Origin of the sequence: Flavonifractor sp. An4 (genome assembly GCF_002161755.1) — a bacterium.
Taxonomy (GTDB): Bacteria; Bacillota; Clostridia; order Oscillospirales; family Oscillospiraceae; genus Flavonifractor; species Flavonifractor avicola.
In genome coordinates this window covers 97,060-114,423 of record NZ_NFIL01000002.1, presented here as the reverse complement: position 1 = coordinate 114,423, position 17,364 = coordinate 97,060, and the positions used below count along the sequence as shown (strand labels likewise).

Annotated in this window: 19 protein-coding genes; all 19 read right to left on the bottom strand. The window is 62.4% G+C overall.

The annotated features are described in order from the left end of the window. Positions 1–8: 8 nt before the first annotated feature. Positions 9–482, bottom strand: coding sequence for a 2-C-methyl-D-erythritol 2,4-cyclodiphosphate synthase (ispF, locus tag B5F94_RS01720; protein ID WP_087327063.1), 474 nt, complete (start codon positions 480–482; stop codon positions 9–11). Then, positions 479–1,210 (bottom strand): 2-C-methyl-D-erythritol 4-phosphate cytidylyltransferase, encoded by a 732-nt coding sequence (gene ispD / locus B5F94_RS01715; protein ID WP_087327060.1) that lies wholly within the window; start codon positions 1,208–1,210, stop codon positions 479–481. The genes ispF and ispD overlap by 4 nt, the downstream gene beginning before the upstream one ends. A gap of 93 nt (positions 1,211–1,303) precedes the next feature. Continuing rightward, positions 1,304–1,780 (bottom strand): CarD family transcriptional regulator, encoded by a 477-nt coding sequence (locus B5F94_RS01710; protein WP_087327057.1) that lies wholly within the window; start codon positions 1,778–1,780, stop codon positions 1,304–1,306. 227 nt (positions 1,781–2,007) lie between these two features. Next, positions 2,008–3,951, bottom strand: a complete 1,944-nt coding sequence (locus B5F94_RS01705; RefSeq protein ID WP_087327054.1) for a bifunctional 4-hydroxy-3-methylbut-2-enyl diphosphate reductase/30S ribosomal protein S1 — start codon at positions 3,949–3,951, stop codon at positions 2,008–2,010. Further along, positions 3,948–4,544, bottom strand: coding sequence for a lysophospholipid acyltransferase family protein (locus B5F94_RS01700; RefSeq protein WP_087327050.1), 597 nt, complete (start codon positions 4,542–4,544; stop codon positions 3,948–3,950). Before B5F94_RS01700 ends, B5F94_RS01705 begins: the two co-directional genes overlap by 4 nt. After that, complete coding sequence (gene cmk, locus B5F94_RS01695) at positions 4,541–5,221, bottom strand: (d)CMP kinase (RefSeq protein ID WP_087327047.1); 681 nt, start codon at positions 5,219–5,221, stop codon at positions 4,541–4,543. The genes B5F94_RS01700 and cmk overlap by 4 nt, the downstream gene beginning before the upstream one ends. 1 nt (position 5,222) lies before the next feature. Next, the gene (locus B5F94_RS01690) at positions 5,223–6,476 is read right to left on the bottom strand and encodes an NAD(P)/FAD-dependent oxidoreductase (protein WP_087268556.1); all 1,254 of its coding nucleotides are present in this window, start codon (positions 6,474–6,476) and stop codon (positions 5,223–5,225) included. Further along, on the bottom strand, positions 6,473–7,342 hold the full coding sequence (locus tag B5F94_RS01685) for a MurR/RpiR family transcriptional regulator (protein WP_087268553.1): 870 nt from the start codon (positions 7,340–7,342) through the stop codon (positions 6,473–6,475). The genes B5F94_RS01690 and B5F94_RS01685 overlap by 4 nt, the downstream gene beginning before the upstream one ends. Positions 7,343–7,567: 225 nt before the next feature. Beyond that, positions 7,568–8,275 (bottom strand): pseudouridine synthase, encoded by a 708-nt coding sequence (locus B5F94_RS01680; RefSeq protein ID WP_087327044.1) that lies wholly within the window; start codon positions 8,273–8,275, stop codon positions 7,568–7,570. A 67-nt stretch (positions 8,276–8,342) separates the two neighbouring features. Further along, entirely contained in the window at positions 8,343–9,419 is a 1,077-nt protein-coding gene (locus B5F94_RS01675) for a D-alanyl-D-alanine carboxypeptidase family protein (protein WP_087327041.1), read from the bottom strand. 26 nt (positions 9,420–9,445) lie between these two features. Continuing rightward, positions 9,446–9,892, bottom strand: a complete 447-nt coding sequence (locus B5F94_RS01670) for a GerW family sporulation protein (RefSeq protein WP_087327036.1) — start codon at positions 9,890–9,892, stop codon at positions 9,446–9,448. 3 nt (positions 9,893–9,895) lie between these two features. After that, positions 9,896–10,531 carry a DUF2953 domain-containing protein gene (locus B5F94_RS01665; RefSeq protein ID WP_087327033.1) on the bottom strand — a complete coding sequence of 212 codons (636 nt, stop codon included), beginning with the start codon at positions 10,529–10,531 and terminating at the stop codon, positions 9,896–9,898. Next, positions 10,528–11,193, bottom strand: a complete 666-nt coding sequence (scpB, locus tag B5F94_RS01660) for an SMC-Scp complex subunit ScpB (RefSeq protein WP_087268538.1) — start codon at positions 11,191–11,193, stop codon at positions 10,528–10,530. The genes B5F94_RS01665 and scpB overlap by 4 nt, the downstream gene beginning before the upstream one ends. A 3-nt stretch (positions 11,194–11,196) precedes the next feature. Further along, on the bottom strand, positions 11,197–12,018 hold the full coding sequence (locus B5F94_RS01655; RefSeq protein WP_340042685.1) for a segregation and condensation protein A: 822 nt from the start codon (positions 12,016–12,018) through the stop codon (positions 11,197–11,199). Position 12,019: 1 nt separating this feature from the next. Next, entirely contained in the window at positions 12,020–12,730 is a 711-nt protein-coding gene (locus B5F94_RS01650) for a site-2 protease family protein (RefSeq protein WP_087327030.1), read from the bottom strand. Positions 12,731–12,733: 3 nt separating this feature from the next. Next, a complete protein-coding gene (locus B5F94_RS01645) occupies positions 12,734–13,429 on the bottom strand; it encodes a tyrosine-protein phosphatase (RefSeq protein ID WP_087327027.1) in 696 nt (231 codons plus the stop codon). 105 nt (positions 13,430–13,534) lie between these two features. Then, positions 13,535–14,287: a fumarylacetoacetate hydrolase family protein gene (locus B5F94_RS01640; RefSeq protein ID WP_087327024.1), complete on the bottom strand. Its 753-nt coding sequence runs from the start codon at positions 14,285–14,287 to the stop codon at positions 13,535–13,537. Further along, positions 14,284–14,877 (bottom strand): ribosome biogenesis GTP-binding protein YihA/YsxC, encoded by a 594-nt coding sequence (gene yihA / locus B5F94_RS01635; RefSeq protein ID WP_204247457.1) that lies wholly within the window; start codon positions 14,875–14,877, stop codon positions 14,284–14,286. Before yihA ends, B5F94_RS01640 begins: the two co-directional genes overlap by 4 nt. Positions 14,878–14,928: 51 nt before the next feature. After that, the gene (lon, locus tag B5F94_RS01630) at positions 14,929–17,328 is read right to left on the bottom strand and encodes an endopeptidase La (RefSeq protein ID WP_087327018.1); all 2,400 of its coding nucleotides are present in this window, start codon (positions 17,326–17,328) and stop codon (positions 14,929–14,931) included. Positions 17,329–17,364 lie beyond the last annotated feature (36 nt).

The following is a 17,364-nucleotide window of genomic DNA, read 5'->3' as shown; positions in this document are numbered from 1 at the left end:
CCGTGCATTTAAATGGACTCCAGCAGACAGACAGCGTGGGCGGCCATGCCCTCCCCAGACCCGGTAAAGCCCAGGCCCTCCTCGGTGGTGGCCTTCACGCTAACCTGATCCACGTCCAGTCCCAGCCGGGCAGCCAGATTGGCCCGCATCTGAGGGATATGGGGGGCCAGCTTGGGCTTCTGGGCCAGGATGGTAGCGTCAATGTTGCCCACCCGGTACCCGGCCTGAGTGAGGCGCTCCCCCACCCGCTCCAGCAGCACCAGGCTGTCCGCCCCGGCGTAGGCCGGGTCGTTATCGGGGAACAGCTTGCCGATGTCTCCCAGGGCTGCCGCCCCCAGCAGGGCGTCCATAATGGCGTGGGTCAGTACGTCGGCGTCGGAGTGGCCCAGCAGCCCCTTCTTCCAGGGAATGTCCACCCCGCCCAAAATCAGCTTCCGGCCCTCCACCAGCTTATGTACGTCATATCCGTGTCCGATTCTCATATTTCTTCCCTCCAGGCCAGCAGGGCCTCAGCCATAGCCACGTCCTCCGGCGTGGTCAGTTTCAGGTTGCAGTAATCTCCCTGAGTCAAGGCCACCCCGATACCCAGCCGCTCCACAGCGGAGCAGTCGTCAGTGAGGGCGGCATCCGCCTCCAGTGCCTTGGTGAGGGCCCCTCGAATCAGATCCCGTTGGAACACCTGGGGGGTCTGGACGGCGTAGAGCACCGACCGGTCGGGGGTGGACTCCACCAAACCGTCCCGGGCCACCTTTACTGTATCCTTCACCGGCACAGCGGGGGCGGCGGCGCCGCACTGAGCTGCCCGGCGGATCACTTCCTCCAGTACCTTCTGGCTCACCAGAGGACGGGCGCCGTCGTGAATGGCGGCCAGCTCAATGGAGCGGCTCAGCTCCTCCACCCCGGCCAGTACCGACTGGGTGCGGGTCTCCCCGCCCCGTACTACCTTTCGCACCTTGGACAGGGCGGCATCCCGGCACAGACCGCTGATGGGCACGATCAAATCCTCCCGGGTGACCACCACGATCTCGTCAATGAGGGGGCAGTTGTCCAGGGCCCGCAGGGTACGGATGATCACCGGCACCCCGTCCAGGGGGAGCAGCAACTTGTCCTGCCCCATCCGGGTGGAGCTGCCCGCCGCAGGCACCACCGCGCCGCAGCGGAGGGATTCCGGCCTGTCCCGATGAAACAGCCGGGAGAATATGCCTGCCATGTTGGTTCCTCCTTCTACAAAAAAGGAGCCTGCCGGCCCCTTTTTATCGCTTGATATGGGCGGGACGGTTGGCCGTCCCTCCGTTGTATCCTATTACGCCATAGCGGTATTGATGCGCTTTTCCACGTCCTCATAGCTGGCGTTCTGGGAGAGCACGATCTCTGAGATCAGAATCTGTTTGGCGGAGTGGAGCATCTTGCGCTCTCCGGTGGAGAGACCCCGCTCCTCATCCCGGTGGGTCAGTCCCTTTACCACCCGAGCCACTTCCAGCAAATCCCCGCTTTTCAGCCGGAGCATATTTTCCCGGTAACGGCGGTTCCAGTTGGGGGTCATATCCACCTCGATGTCGGGAATGGCGGCAATGACGCGGTCCGCCTCCTCCCCATTGATCACCGGGCGCACACCAATCTCCTCGCTGTTCTCCGTAGGGATCATGACCAGCATCCCGCCCACGGGCAGCTTGAGAATGTAGTACTCCCGTACGACACCGTTGATTTTCTTCTGCACGATGCTGTCCACAATACCAGCACCATGCATCGGGTGAACGATTTTGTCCCCTACCTGAAACACGATCCCACCTCCAAGCAGATCCGTCCGGTTCCTATACACTCCTCACCTTGTTTTATCCGATACAAGTTCATTATAGACCGGATTTCAATGATTTGCAAGTAAAATCCCTTGCGTCTGTGTAAAAAAGCGGGGAATCCGGGCGAAAAAGCCTCCGCTGTGCTGCTCTGTGGTCCAAAATGCAAAAAACCGGGGACGCCATCACTGGCGTCCCCGGTTGGGTGACGGAATTACTCCTCCTCGGGAGCAGCCTCCTCGTCGCCGCCCTCCAGCAGAGCGCGGATGGACAGGGAAACCTTCTTGTGGTCGTAGTCGATGTCGATGATCTTCACGTCCACCATCTGGCCCTCGCTCAGCACGTCGCCGGGCTTGTCAATGCGGTGATCGGCAATCTGGGAGATGTGGATCAGACCGTCCACACCGGGCACGATCTCGGCAAAGGCGCCGAAGGTCATCAGCTTGACCACGCGGACATTGGCCACGTCGCCGGGCTGATACTTGCTGGTGAAGACCTCCCAGGGGTTCTGGGAGCGGTCCTTCATGCCCAGAGAGATCTTCTTCTTCTCGGGGTCGAAGGAGATGACATACACCTCAACAGTGTCGCCCACGGAGACGACCTCGGAGGGGTGCTTGATGCGGGACCAGGACAGCTCGGAGATGTGGACCATGCCGTCCACGCCGCCGATGTCCACGAAGGCGCCGTAAGAGGTCAGGCTCTTCACGGTACCGGTGTAGCGCTTGCCCTCCTCGATGTTGGCCCACACCTCAGCGGCCTTGGCGGCACGCTCCTCGGCCTCGACGGCGCGGATGGAGCCCACCACGCGCTTACGGGCGCGGTTGACCTCGGTGATGCGCAGGCGCACCTTCTGCTTGACCAGCTGGCTCATGGGAGTATCCCGGGGCAGGCCGGTCTGGGAAGCGGGCACGAAGACGCGCACGCCCTTGATGGACACGACGACGCCGCCCTTGTTCTCCTCGGTGACCACGCCCTCGACGGTGGTGTGATCCTCCTTGGCCTGCTCCACGTCTTCCCAGCTCTTCACGGTGTCAAGGCGCTTCTTGGAAAGGGTGACAACACCCTCCTGGTCGTTCACGCGCATGACGTAAGTCTCGATCTCATCGCCAACCTTTACCAGGTCCTCGACCTTGACCGTAGGGTCGTCGGTCAGTTCGGACACCGGTATGTAGCCGGCGTGCTTGGTGCCAAGATCCACATAGATCTCAGTGGGCGTAATGCCAGTGACAACGCCCGTGACCTTCTCCCCTGTATTTAAAGTCTTGATCGATTTCTCCAGCATTTCAGCGAAGGATTCCTCGATCTCAATGTTTTCGTCGCTCATTTTGTCATAGACCTCCTTTATAATCCACTCAGGCGTGGACGCGCCCGCAGTGATTCCAATAGAAGCCTTCCGGTACAGGGTGGAAGGTTCCAGCTCTGCCGCCCGTTCGATCCAAACGACCATGGGACAGAGCGCTTTGCATAACTCGGCCAGCCGTTTGGTGTTGGAGCTTTCCCGCCCACCGATGACGACCATAGCATCGCTTTTGGCGGCCAGCGCCTGAGCCTCAGACTGCCGTTTATACGTAGCATTACATATTGTATCAAAAATTTTTAAATTTGTACACTCTTTTTTTGCTTTTTTTACGCACTCTGTCCAGATAAAGTGCGTGGAGGTGGTTTGAGACACCATGGTGATGGGCAGTTCCCGCCGTTTGGGGTCCTCCTCCAGCCACTGGGCCAGAGCCTGTTCCCCTTCCAGCACAACGGGGTGGGCACACCAGCCGGCGATGGCAGCCACCTCCGGGTGGTCGGGCATCCCGATAATGAGCACCTGCCTGCCCTCCCCCTCCGCCTCCTCCACAATGCGGTGGATGCGGGAGACATTGGGACAGGTAGCGTCGATCACGGGGCAGCCACGCTCCTCCAGAGCCTGGTGGACCGCCCGCCCCTCCCCATGGGAGCGAATGATGACGGCAGTACCGGGCGGCACCTGGTCGGGAGACTGGATCAGCGCCACGCCCTGCTCCTTCAGATAGTCAATGACGCTGCCATTGTGGATGATGGGGCCCAGCATGGCACAGGGCCTGCCGTTTTTAGCTGCCTGCTCCGCCAGTTCCACCGCCCGCCGGACGCCGTAGCAAAATCCGGCGGACCGGGCCAGTTCCACCCTCATCGCCCCGCCTGAGGCTGCAAAGCCTCGATCCGTCTCATCAGGTCCTCGGCGATGGCCTTGTACTCATCCGGGGTAGGCCGCTTGGAGGTTGTTTCAGGGTAATAAGGCTCCCCGATGACCACCTGATTCCAACGGAACCAGCGTTTCTCCGCCGGCATATAGATAGGCACAATGGGCACGCCGGTGCGAGTAGCCAGCATGGCGGCACCCGTCTTGGCATCGCCGAAGTCACCGTCCTGATGACGGGTGCCCTCGGGGAACATAAGCAGCAGCTCCCCATTTTTCAGATACTTCATGGCGGTCTTGATGGCTCCAATGTCGGCCTGACCCCGCTTGACGCCGAAAATGCCGCCGTGCTTCAGGATCCAGCCGATGATGGGCCAGTGCATGACCTCCTCCTTGGCCATGACGTGGATCTGGTGCTTCAGGCCCAGGGCGTAGGCCACAAAGAGGGGGTCGCTCATCCGGGTGTGGTTGGCGCACAGCAGGGCGCCCCCCTCCGGAAAGTTCTTCTTGTTGATGCAGCGGGTGGGTTTGAAGATACGAAAGGCCGGCCAGAGAACGATATAGGCCAGGATATAGATGATATTCATGCCTGCAACTGCTCCTTTGCAATCCGAATCAGCAGGTCCAAGCTTTGTTGCAGGTCCAGCTGGGTGGTATCGGCCAGAACCGCATCCTCCGCCTGACGCAGAGGCGCGGCAGAGCGGGTGCTGTCCTTCTCATCCCGCTCCTTTACGTCCCGCAGCACCGCCTCATAACCGGCGCTCTGGCCCCGCTCCTTCAGCTCCAGCCAGCGGCGGCGGGCCCGCGCCTCGGGAGCGGCGGTGAGGAAGATCTTTACGTCAGCCTGGGGCAGCACCACAGTGCCGATATCCCGGCCGTCCATCACCACGTCGTGCTCCTGGGCCAGTTTTCGCTGGCGGTCCAGCAGAAAGGCACGCACCTCAGGGATGGCGGACACGCAGGAGGCATACCGAGAGATCTCATGCTGCCGGATGGCCTGGGATACGTCCTCTCCATTGAGGTACATCCGCTGCTCCCCGTCCTCCCCGTAGCCCAGACCGATGTCCAGGCCGGGCAGCAGGGCGATCACCGCCTCTCTGTCCTCCGGGTCTGCGCCGGTACGGAAGGCGCGCAGGCCCACGGTACGGTAGATGGCCCCGGTATCTACATACAGGTAACCCAGCGCCTTTGCCAGCGCCCGGGCCAGGGTGGATTTGCCCGCCCCGGAGGGTCCGTCGATGGCAATGCTCCTGTGCTTGGTCATATCACTCTGCCTCCTTGGAGGGACGGACGAACTCCGCCGCGCCCCGTCCCGCCGCCCGGCCGGTGGACCAGGCGATCTGCAAATTAAAGCCGCCGGTGTAGGCGTCTACATCCAGCACTTCCCCGGCAAAAAAGACCCCGCCAGCCTTCTTGGAGGCCATGGTATGGGGGTCTACCTCAGAAGTTTTGACGCCGCCGGCAGTGACAATGGCCTCGGCGATGGGCCGGGGTCCGGAAATATCGATGCGAATGCACTTGAGGGTCTCCACCAACCGGCGGCGCTGCCCCTTGGTCACCGAGTTGGCCTTCAGGTCACCGGGAATGCTGGTCAGCTCCAGCACCACCGGCACCATAAGCCGGGGCACCAGCCCCTCCAGCACATGGCGGAAGTCCTTGTTGGCACCCTCCCCCAGGTCCCGGAGCACCCGGGCGTCCAGCTTCTCCTGGTCCAGGGCGGGTTTCAGATCCAGCAGGATGTAGTAGTGCTCCTTCCCCATGTCCCGCATATGGGCGGAGGCGGAGAGGATCAGGGGTCCGGTGATACCGAAGTGGGTGAAGAGCATCTCCCCCTGCTCGGCATACACCGTCTTTTTCTTGCTGTTTTTCACCTGGATGGCCACGTTCCGCAGGCTGAGACCCTGCATCTGGGCGCAGAAGGCCTGCTCCGCCACCAGAGGCACAAGAGAAGGCCGGGGCTCCACAATGGTATGACCCAGGGCCCGGGCAAAGTCGTAGCCATCGCCGGTGGAGCCGGTGAGCGGATAGGACACGCCGCCGGTGGCCACCACCGCCGCTTTGCAGGGATAGGTCCCCTTCTCCCCTTTCACGCCGGTGATGCATCCCTCCTCCAGGATCAGGCCGACAGCCCGGTCCTGAACGATGTCCACCCGGGCCTTCCGCAGGGCACGCAGCAGGGCGTCGATGATGTCGGCGGCCTTGTCGGACTGGGGAAACACCCGGTTACCCCGCTCCACCTTCAGGGGCACACCCAGACCTTCAAAAAAGGCTTCCGCCTCCTCGGGAGTAAAGCGGGTGGCGGCGCTGGTCAGGAACCGGCTGTTGCCGGGAATATTTTGCAGCAACTCCTGCACCGTGCAGTGGTTGGTCACGTTGCACCGGCCCTTGCCGGTGATGTACAGCTTGCGGCCCAGCTTAGGGTTGCGCTCCAGCAGGGTAACGGACACGCCCTGCTCCGCGGCGGCCAGGGCCGCCATACACCCGGCGGCGCCGCCGCCGATCACGATGATCTCACTCAAGGGTTTTCGTCCACCTTCTCATAGACCTCATACTCGTCCCAGATTCGTTCCAGACTCTCAAAGGTACGAGAGAGGTCGTCGTTCTTCTTCCGGCCGATGGCCACGATCAGGGCGTTGACCAGGCTGAGGGGGGCCACCAGGGAATCCACGAAGGAGGCCATGTCGCTCTTGGCCAGCAGGGTGATGGTAGAATAGGGGGCCAGCGGGGATGCCGCCGAGTCGGTAATGGCAATGGCCTCCGCCCCCCGGTCGTGGGCAAACTGCATGGCCTTCACTGTCCGGCGGGAGTACCGGGGGAAGCTGATACCGATGATCACGTCCTCCGGCCCGATGTGAAGCAGCTGTTCAAAGACCTCGCTGCTGGAGGTGGTGTGGATGATAGTCACATTGTTGAAGATCAGGGTAAAATAGAACCCCATAAAGCTGGCGATGGCGGCAGCGGAGCGCACACCCAGAATATAGATGTGGCGGGCCTTGACGATGGCGTCCACCGCACGCTGGAACTGGGTCTGATCGGTCTCCTCCATGGTCAGGCGAATCTTCTCAATGTCGGACTGCATCACCATGGACAAAATGTCGTGGTCTCCGATGCGGTCGTTGGTCACCTCGATGCGCTGGATAGAGGTGAGCTTGCTGCGGATCATCTCCTGCAGGGCCTTCTGCATGGCGGGATAGCCGTCGTAGCCCAGCTCGGCGGCAAAGCGCACCACGGTAGACTCGCTCACCTTCACCGTCTTGCCCAGCTTGCTGGCCGTCATGAAGGCGGCCTTGTCGTAGGACTCCAGGATGAAGTTGGCGATGAGCTTCTGCCCCTTGGAGAAGGTATTCATTTCAGATTGAATGGTAGAGAGAATATCTTTCGGCATAACCAGTACCTCCCGGCGTTCTGATCCCTGTCGACATAACGCCGTTAACCTTGATGACAAAGAATCCCGGTCCATCCCCCGGTGTGACCGTGGACAGACCGGACAGAAAGACGGCCGCGCAGCCGCGGTACGTCCCTTGATTCAGTAAACACTATCATACTGGTTTTCCGAAAGAAAAGCAATCCCCTTTTTGCAAGAATTCTATCATTTCCTGCAAAAAGTCCCTCAGGCTCTGGGTGGGACCTGCTCCAGCAGGGCCACTTCTTCCCTGCTGAGGACTCTCCAGCGGCCCGGCTTCAGCTCTCCCAGGGTGAGGGCTCCCTCCCGCACCCGGCGCAGGCGGGTGACCTGGAGTCCGGCGGCGGCGCACATCCGCCGCACCTGCCGGTTGCGCCCCTCATGGATGGTGACGGACAGAATCCCCTCCCCCGCTCGCTCCACTTTGGCGGGACTGAGGGGTACCCCGTCCAGCTCCATAGGCCCCCGCAGCACCGGCAGGGCGGCGGGGATGTCCCCTCGCACCCACACCAGATATTCCTTCTCCACCTCATGGCTGGGGTGGAGAAGCCGCTGGGTCAGCTCCCCGTCGTCGGTGAGGATGAGCAGGCCCTCCGAATCCAGGTCCAGCCGGCCCACCGGCCATACCCGGGCCCCGCAGCCTTTCACCAGGTCGGCCACCGTTTTCCGGCCCTTCTCGTCGGACAGGGTGGTAACATAGCCCCTTGGCTTGTTGAGCATCAGATAAGTACGCTTTTCAGGACCCTTCAGAGGCCTGCCGTCCACCCGGATATCGTCTTTGTCCGGGTCGGCCTTATCGCCTACAACGGCAGGCTTGCCGTTCACTGTCACCCGGCCCGCCGCCAGCCAGCCCTCCGCCGCCCGGCGGGAGCAAACGCCGTTGGCCGAGAGTATTTTTTGCAGCCGTTCTTCCACCGGCAGTCTCCTTTCCGCAGTTGAGGCCTGCCGTAAAACGGCAGACCTCTTCTGTATTGTGTCAAATTCATCCAAACAGCCGCTGCCACCACCGGAGAGGGGCCACGTTGTTGACCGCCCCCGTCTGGTAGAGCAGGGGCAGCCGGCCGATCTCATCCCCGTTCAGGGTGAGTGTGAGGCTCCCCGCCGGGAACCCGGCCTCCACCGGGGCCTCCACCTCCTCCGGCAGGTCCACCGTACGCTGGACGGTCTCGCCCTGGGCCAGCGGGTAATAGAAGTCGGACACGGTGCTCACCCGGGTGAAAGGGCACAGACTGCCCGTCACCGGAATGTGGGTCCACTCCCCCGCCGACGCCACCAGGGTCCGGGGATAGGCGGCAAAGCCGTAGTCAAAGAGGGCGGCATGGTCCGTCCAGTCGTTGGGGGCGTTGAGGGTAACGGCGATGAGCTCCTGGCCATCCCTCAGGGCGCTGGACACCAGGGTGCGTCCCGCCTCGTCGGTGTAGCCCGTTTTCAGGCCGGTGCACCCCTCATACCGCCACAGCAGTTTGTTGTGGTTGGTCAGACTCCGCCCGGCAATGAAGATAGACCGGGTGGAAACGATGGTCCGCAGTTCCTCCCGCTCCAGTACCGCCCGGGCCAGGATGGCCATATCGTAGGCGGTGGAGCAGTGGTCCGGGTCATCCAGACCGTTTGGATTTGCAAAGTGGGTGTCGTTCATGCCCAACTGGGCGGCCTTTTTGTTCATCTCCGCCACGAAGCTCTCCACGTCTCCCCCGCAGTAGCCTGCAATGGCCAGGGCCGCGTCGTTGCCCGAGGAGAGCATCAGCCCGTAGAGCAGGGCCTCCAGGGTGACCTCCTCCTCCGGCTTGAGGTACATGGAGGAGCCCTCCGCCCCCGTCCACTCACGCTTGATGGTTACCGTGGAGGACAGGTCGGGATGGAGTTCCACCGCCACCAGGGCGGTCATCAGTTTGGTGATGCTGGCGATGCTCCTCTGTTCCCGGGCGTTTTTCTCGTAGAGCACCCGCCCGCTCTCTTTGTCCATCAGGATGGCTGAGGAGGCGGACAGGGTGGGTTCTGCCCCGAAAACGGGCAGGACCAGCAGAGACAGGACCAGCAAAAGGGCGCACCAGCGTTTCAAAACAGCATCACCTCACGTTGATGCCGTTAGTATACGCCCTCAAACCCCGGTTTATCCGTGCCGTTCTGGGCGGCCTTCTCTGCCTTTTTCTTCTCCTGCTGCTTCTCAATGAAGTCCGTGATCTTGTCGATGGCCTCGGGCACCATCTCCACCACCCGGTCCACAGTGGTAGCGGCGGGAGGCGCCACAGGCAGCAGCTTCACCGAGCCGTCCTTGACCACCAGGAAGCCCACCGGGATCAGGTTGATGCCCGCCCCGGCGCCGCCGCCGAAGCAGCTGTTGTCCTCCGGCTTCTTGTGCTTACTGCCAAACTCAGTACCGCCGGAGCCCACACCCACGCTGAGCCGGGAGATGGGGATGATGGTCACCTCGCCGGTGACGATGGGCTGGCCCACAATGGTGTTGGCGTCTGCGATCTCACGGACCTTGTCCACGATCTCGCCCATCAGATCTCCGATAGGATGCTTTTCCATAGCTTAAACCGCCTCTTTCTGTGTTTCCTGCCGGGATTTGCTCCCGCTTTTTTGTTTGGAAAGGATGGGCAGTACCTTGGATGCCACCCGGACGCCCAAGGCAAGGATCTGCCCGATGGTCAATGTGGCCGCCGCCCGCAGATATACAGTGGGATGCTCGGTGGTAAAATCCACGTTGGTGCGGATGCGCCACTCCTTCACCTTGAAATTTTGCTCCACCAGGGGCCAAAACATACCGATGGCCCCGTTGAGCCTGCCGTAATTCACCGCCGTCTTGGCCGGATCGGCGGAGGCAACAATCATGTCCAAATAAAGCTGGTCAATGCGGATCTTCCGCCGCAGCTGCCCGGCGGCGTCGGTCACCACCGGCAGCAGTTCTTTCACCAGATCAAAGATCTCCCCCGCTGTCTTGGGCTTCTTTGGAGGTTTGGACTTTTTTTGCTTGGATGCCTTGGCTTTTTTTGCCTTGGCCGGTTTGGGCTGTTTGGCCTTCCGGGGAAAGAGGGTCACCCGCACCGGACCTATCAGCAGCCGAACGGTAAAGGTCTTTTGGGCGTACTCTGCCCATACCCCCACCCGGATCAGGCTGAGCAGCACCAGCGCCAGGACCACGATCCCCAGAACCAGCAGCACAATCATGCCCCAGACTCCTCCTCAGACTTGGCCAGCTCCCTGGCGGCTTCCTCGATCTCTTCTTCGGTAATGGCGGACAGGTTCTCCCCTTCCTCCGCCGCCTTCAGCCGCTCCACCGCTGCCTGCATCTCCAGGGTAATCTGTCCGTCCTCCGGCGGCATATTGGGCAGCTCGGGCAGTTCGTCCAGGCTGGACAGGCCGAAGGACCGCAGGAAGGTCTGGGTGGTGCGGTACTGGATGGGCCGGCCGGGCACCGCCAGGCGGCCGCACTCCTCGATCAGATCCCGCTCCAGCAGCAGGCCGATGGTGTAGGAGCTGTCCACCCCACGCACCTGGTCCACATAGGCCCGGGTGGCAGTCTGGTGGTAGGCAATGATGGCCAGCACTTCCAGAGCGGGCTGGCTCAGCCGGGCCGGACGGCGGGTCTCAAAGGCTTTTCGGATGTAGGGGGCGAACTCAGGGGCAGAGCACAGCTGATAGCTGGTCTCCAGCCGCACCAGCCGGATGCCCCGGCGCTCATAGCTGTAGCGGTCGGCCATGCGCTTGCACACCGTGTCCACGGTGCCCCGGTCCAGGTCCAGGGCCAGGCACAGCCGTTCCACTCCCACCGGCTCCCCGGCGGCAAAGAGGATGCCCTCGATGGCCGATTCGATTTCCTTTACTTCCATAGATTATCCCCCGTCTGACGGCTCATAAACATCGGTGGAGTAGTCGGGCTCCTCCCCGCCCTCCCCGGTGCTGGTAATGGTGCAGTCCTGCTCGGTCCCCGCCAGGCGCACCCGCCGGGCCTTGCACAGCTCCAGCACAGCGATAAAGGTGGCCACGATCTCCGACCGGCTCCGGTTGCCCCGGAACAGGGCGGAAAACCGGGTGACCCCGAACCGGGCCAGCCGCTCCAGAATCTCGTCGGCCTTGTCGGCCACCGGGTAGGGCTCCCGGCCCACGATGCCCTCGAAGGCGGCCATGGGGGGCGGCAGCCGGTGGTCGGTCCGGGCCAGGACCGACTTCATGGCCTTCAGCAGGTCCTCAGGCTTGTGGACGTAGCGGTAGGTCTTGTCCGCCTGGATGGCCTCCGGCGGCTTGGTCAGGTAGTCCCGCCCCACCGCATAGCGGTCGGACAGGGTGGGCACCACCGCCTTGATGCGGACATAGTCCTCCCGCCGCTGATGCTCCTCCAGGGAGGCCATCAGCTGTTCCAGTTCGGTGAGGGCCTCCTCATCGTGGATGGACAGCAGCATCCGGGTCTTGATGTAGACCAGCTGGGCCGCCATGGTGACGAACTCGCTGGCCACCTCCAGGTCCAGCTGCCGCCGCTGGTCCATCCAGGCCAGATATTGGTCCAGAATCAGGGAGATCTGAATGTCCTTGATCTCCATCTTGTTCTTGCTCAGCAGATGGAGGATCAGGTCCAGGGGGCCGTTGAAGTCCTCCATATCCTCCCGGTTCTTGACCACTTTTTCCAGATGGTAAATGGGCGTTTCGATGGCACTCACCTCAAAACAGGTTCAGAATAGTGGAAACGTCCTGGAGATAGAGCAGCCATTCCAGCGGCATTCCGGTGATGGCGCACAGCCCCCGCAGGCACTGGACCATCAGGAAGGTCAGGGGCTTGTTGAACACCCCCACCAGCACCAGGATGATGAGCAGGCCCATCACATATTTCTCATACTTGAGGATGGTATAGTAGGTCCTGTCGGGCAGGAAGGCGAACAGGATCTTGGATCCGTCCAGCGGGGAAATGGGGATCAGGTTGAACAGCCCCATGCCAACCCCCAGCAGGGCCATATTGGACAGGAAACACAGGGCCAGCAGGCTGCCCTTGCTGATGGGGGCGAAGTGCCAGACAACGGAGGCCAGCGCCACCGCCGCCAGGGCGGTGAGGAAGTTGGCTATCGGTCCCGCCAGGGCGGTGATGGCCATACCCTGTTTGGGATGCTTGAAGTAGCGCATATCCACCGGCACCGGCTTGGCCCAGCCCACCTTGACCACCACCATCATCAAAAGGCCCATGAGGTCCAGATGCTTGATGGGATTGAGGGTGAGCCGCCCGGCGTTTTTGGCGGTGGGGTCCCCCAGCCGGTAGGCCACAAAGCCGTGAGACAGCTCATGCAGGGTAATGCACAGCAGGGCGGCCACGGCACTGATGAGCAGGGCCACAAGGCCCCACCAGTCCATATGCTGGGCAAATTCACGCAGAGAACCCAATGGTCATTCCTCCAACAGTTTGCGTTTCAGCCGGTCCAGTACCGGATCGGTCAGCCCGGCGGCGTGCAGATAGTTCAAAACAGAGCCGTAGGCCCCCTCCAACCTCTCCAGGCAATCCTCCAGATATTCCGGCTTGGAGAGGCCCACATAGGCGGGCAGGTCGGAGCGGGTCCCCCGCATCCACCGGATCACCGGGCGGATATAGGTCTGGGACACCTGATAGTCGGCCAGGATATCCAGCCGGTCCACTCCCGCCAGAGTGAGCAGCAGGGCGGCAATGCAGCCGGTGCGGTCCTTCCCTGCCATACAGTGGAAGAGCACGCCACCGGGTGCGTCGGCGATGGTCTCCAGCACCGAGCGTATGGTGTCCTTCCGCTCCAGGGTGCGGAAATAGCCCAGACCGATGAGCTCCTCCTCGTTGGGCAGTTTCTCGCCGGTGGACATGGGAATGAAATGGCAGGAGAAGCCGGAACGGGCCGTCAGTTCGTCAGGGAACTGTCTCGCCTCCGCCGGGCTGCGCAGGTCGATGATGGTGGTGATGTTCCGCTCCAGCAGAAGCTGGACATCGGCGTCGGTCAATCCCATAGGGTTGTCCCCCCGCAGCAGAACGCCCCACCGGGTGGTCCTCCCATCCGCCGTAGGATAGCCGCCCAGATCCCGCAGGTTGAGCATCTTCCCCAGCACGATTCGCCGCTCCATTCCATTTCCCCTCAGTTCTGTTCATAATTTGATTCCGATTATATCAAATTTTCCCGAAAAACACAAGCCGGACCGGCGGGTTTGCCCAGCCGGTCCGGCCTCTGCTCAGATGATGTGGTTCCGCAGGGTACCAATGCCCTGAACGGTCACCTCCACGGTGTCACCGGGGGCCATGGGCCCGATGCCCGCTGGGGTACCGGTGGTCACCACGTCGCCGGGCTCCAGAGTCATGGAAGCGGTGATGAACGCCAGCAGCTGGGGCACCGCCGTCATGAACTGGCTGGTGTTCCCCTGCTGCACCACCGTCCCGTTGAGCCGGGTCTCGATGGCCAGGGCGGCGGGGTCCACCTCGTCGGTGACCACAGGGCCCAGGGGGGCAAAGCCGTCCATGCTCTTGCCCCGGGTCCACTGGCCGTCCCCCTTCTGCACGTCCCGGGCGGTGACGTCGTTGAGGCAGGTGTAGCCCAGGATATAGTCTGCAAAGTTCTCTGCCTTTACATCCTTTGCCCGGCGGCGGATGACGAAGGCCAGCTCCCCCTCATAGTCCAGCCGCCCCACAAAGGCGGGGGCGTGGACGGTGCCCTCCGGGTGGTTGAGGGTGTTGGGGGCCTTCAGGAAGAGGATGGGCTGCTCGGGCACCCCCTCCCCCATCTCCACGGCGTGGTCATAGTAGTTCTTGCCCACGCACACGATCTTGGTGGCCTCGCAGGGGGCCAGCAGGCGGCAGGCCTCCAGGGGCAGGCTCTCCCCGTCGTAGCAGATCTCCTCAAAGGGCGGGCGGGTCAGGGTGCGCACCAGGTCCCCCTGGAGTACGCCCCATACGCCCTTGCCGTCCCGCAGCAGCTTCACATATCTCATGCCAGTCCCTCCGCATGATCCAGAATCAGATTGAGCAGTTCCTGCTTGCCGTCTCCCTTCTCGGCCGAAAAGGGAATCACCTTTACATCATCGTCCAGCTCCAGGGTCTCCCGGATGCGGGCCAGATTGGGCTCGATGTCGCTCTTGCGCAGCTTGTCCAGCTTGTTGGCCACCACTGCAAAGGGCTTGCCGCTGTTCTTGAACCACTGAGCCATGGTGCAGTCGTCGGCAGTGGGCTTGTGGCGGGAGTCCACAATCATCAGTCCCAGGGTCATCAGGGAGTTGTCGGCAAACCACTCCTCCATGAGACGGCCCCACCGCTGCTTCTCCGCCAGGGACACCTTGGCATAGCCGTAGCCCGGCAGGTCCACCAGATAGAAAGCGGAGTCGATGAGGAAGTAGTTGATGTGGGTGGTCTTGCCGGGGGCGGCGCCCACCCGGGCAAAGTTCTTCCGGTTCAGGAGCCGGTTGATCACTGAGGACTTGCCCACGTTGGAGCGGCCGGCAAAGGCCACCTGGGCCAGCCGGTCCCGGGGAAAGTCAGACGCCTTGGCGGCGGAGCGGACAAATTCCGCTTTTTGCAGATTGATGGGCATAATTACCTCCCAAATGTGTATGCGCGACGGGGGTTTGCCCCCGTCTTACTGGCGCAGATTGGGCCGCTCGGCGGTCTGGGTCCCGGTGTGGGGCTGGGCCAGCGGCTGGGCAGGTTCACATACCTTCAGGTCCAGGGCCTCAGCCAGCACCTGATCCACCTGCTCCACAGGCACAAACCGCAGCCCCGCCTTGACGGTAGGATCGATCTCCTCCAGATCCTTCACGTTATCCGCCGGAACAATCACAGTACGGATCCCGTTTCGGTAGGCGGCCATGGTCTTTTCTTTCAGACCACCGATGGGCAGCACTCTACCCCGTAAAGTAACTTCGCCTGTCATTGCAAGCTCCGTCTTGACCGGCATACCGGTGAGGGCGGACACCATGGCGGTGGTGATGGCGATACCGGCGGAGGGGCCGTCCTTGGGCACCGCTCCCTCCGGGAAGTGGATATGGAGATCCTTTGTCTTGTGGAAGTCGGCCTCAATGCCCAGCTGGGCGGCCCGACTGCGGATGTAAGTCAGGGCGGCGTGGGCAGACTCCTTCATCACGTCCCCCAGGTTGCCGGTAAGCTCCACCTTGCCGGTGCCGGGCACCACGGCCACCTCCACCTCCAGGATCTCTCCTCCCACGCTGGTCCAGGCCAAACCATTGACTACGCCCACCTGCTCGGTCTGGGGGATGTGGTCGGGGTGATACCGGGGAATGCCCAACAGCTCCTCCAGATTTTTCTCTGTAACGCTGACCGACTTTACAGTGCCTGTCACCAGGCGCATAGCGGCCTTACGGCACAGGGCGCCGATCTGCCGCTCCAGGATACGCACGCCGGACTCCCGGGTGTAACCCCGGATGAGGGTACGCAGTGCGTCGTCGGACAGTTTGAACTTGGCCTTTGTCAGGCCGTGGCGCTTGATCTGCTTGGGGATCAGGTGGCGCTTGGCGATCTCCACCTTCTCCTCGTCGGTGTAGCTGCTCAGCTCAATGACCTCCATCCGGTCCAGCAGGGGCTTGGGGATGGTGTCCAGGGTGTTGGCGGTGGTGATGAAGAGCACGTCGGACAGATCGAAGGGCACCTCCAGGAAGTGGTCCCGGAAGGTAGCGTTCTGCTCGGCGTCCAGCACCTCCAGCAGCGCGGAGGCGGGATCGCCCCGCTGATCGTTGCCCAGCTTGTCGATCTCGTCCAGCAGCAGCAACGGATTGCAGCTGTCGGCCTGCTTGATGGCGGCAATGATGCGGCCGGGCATAGCCCCCACATAGGTCTTGCGGTGGCCCCGGATCTCAGCCTCGTCGTGGACGCCGCCCAGAGAGATGCGGGCCATATTCCGATGAATGGCGTGGGCCACGCTGGTGGCAATGGAGGTCTTGCCCACGCCGGGCGGGCCTACCAGGCAGATGATCTGCCCTTTCATCTGGGGAGAAAGCTGCTTGACGGCCAGGAACTCCAGGATACGTTCCTTTACCTTCTCCAGGCCGTAGTGGTCCCCATCCAGCACCTTCCGGGCGGCCTCCACGTTGACCCGCTCTTTGGTATACTTGCCCCAGGGCAGTTCCAGCACGGTATCCAGGTAGTTGCGCAGCACGGTAGCCTCGGCGGAGCCGAAGGGCTGCTTCTCCAGCCGGCCCAGCTCCTTGGTCAGCTTGTCCGCCACCTCCTGGGGCAGCTTGGCCTGGGCAATGCGCTGGCGGTACTCCTCCAGCTCGCTGTCCCCCTGGCCGTCCTCCCCCAGCTCCTGCTGAATGACCTTCAGCTGCTCCCGCAGCACATAGTCCCGCTGGCTTCGGGTGAGCTGGTCCCGCACCTTGTCCTGCATCTGGTGCTCCAGCTCCAGGATAGCCACCTCCCGGCGGAGGTTCTGGCACAGCTTCTCCAGCCGGCGGACGGGGCGCAACTCTTCCAGAATGGCCTGCTTGTCCCCGGTGCGCATGGGCAGGTTCTGGGCGATGTAGTCGGCAATATAGCCCGGCTCCTCGCTGGAGAGCACCGACAGCAGAATGTCGGGAGTCATCTTGGGGGCCAGGTCGATGTAGTTCTCAAACAGCTCGTAGGTCTGACGGATCAGCGCCTCGGTGCGGGCAGAGCGGCGGAAGGTGGTCTCCTCCGGGATCTCCTCCACCTGGGCGGTGAAGTAGGGCGTGGTCTGGGTCAGGCACTGGAGCCGTCCGCGGCTGACGCCCTCCACCATCACCCGCACATTACCGCCGGGCAGGCGGAGGATCTGCCGGACCGTGCTGATGGTGCCCACCCGGTACAAGTCGGCCTCCTCGGGTTCCTCCACCGCCAGATCCCGCTGGGCTACCAGGAAAATAGGCTGGCCGGAGGTCATGGACTCGTCCAGGGCCTTGATGGAGGCCTCCCGGCCCACGTCAAAGTGGAGCATCATATTGGGAAAAATGGTCAGCCCCCGCAGGGCCAGGGCGGGCATGACCGCGGGCAGATTGGTTTGCATGGTTTTCCCTCCTCTCGGGGATATGAAACAGGAGAC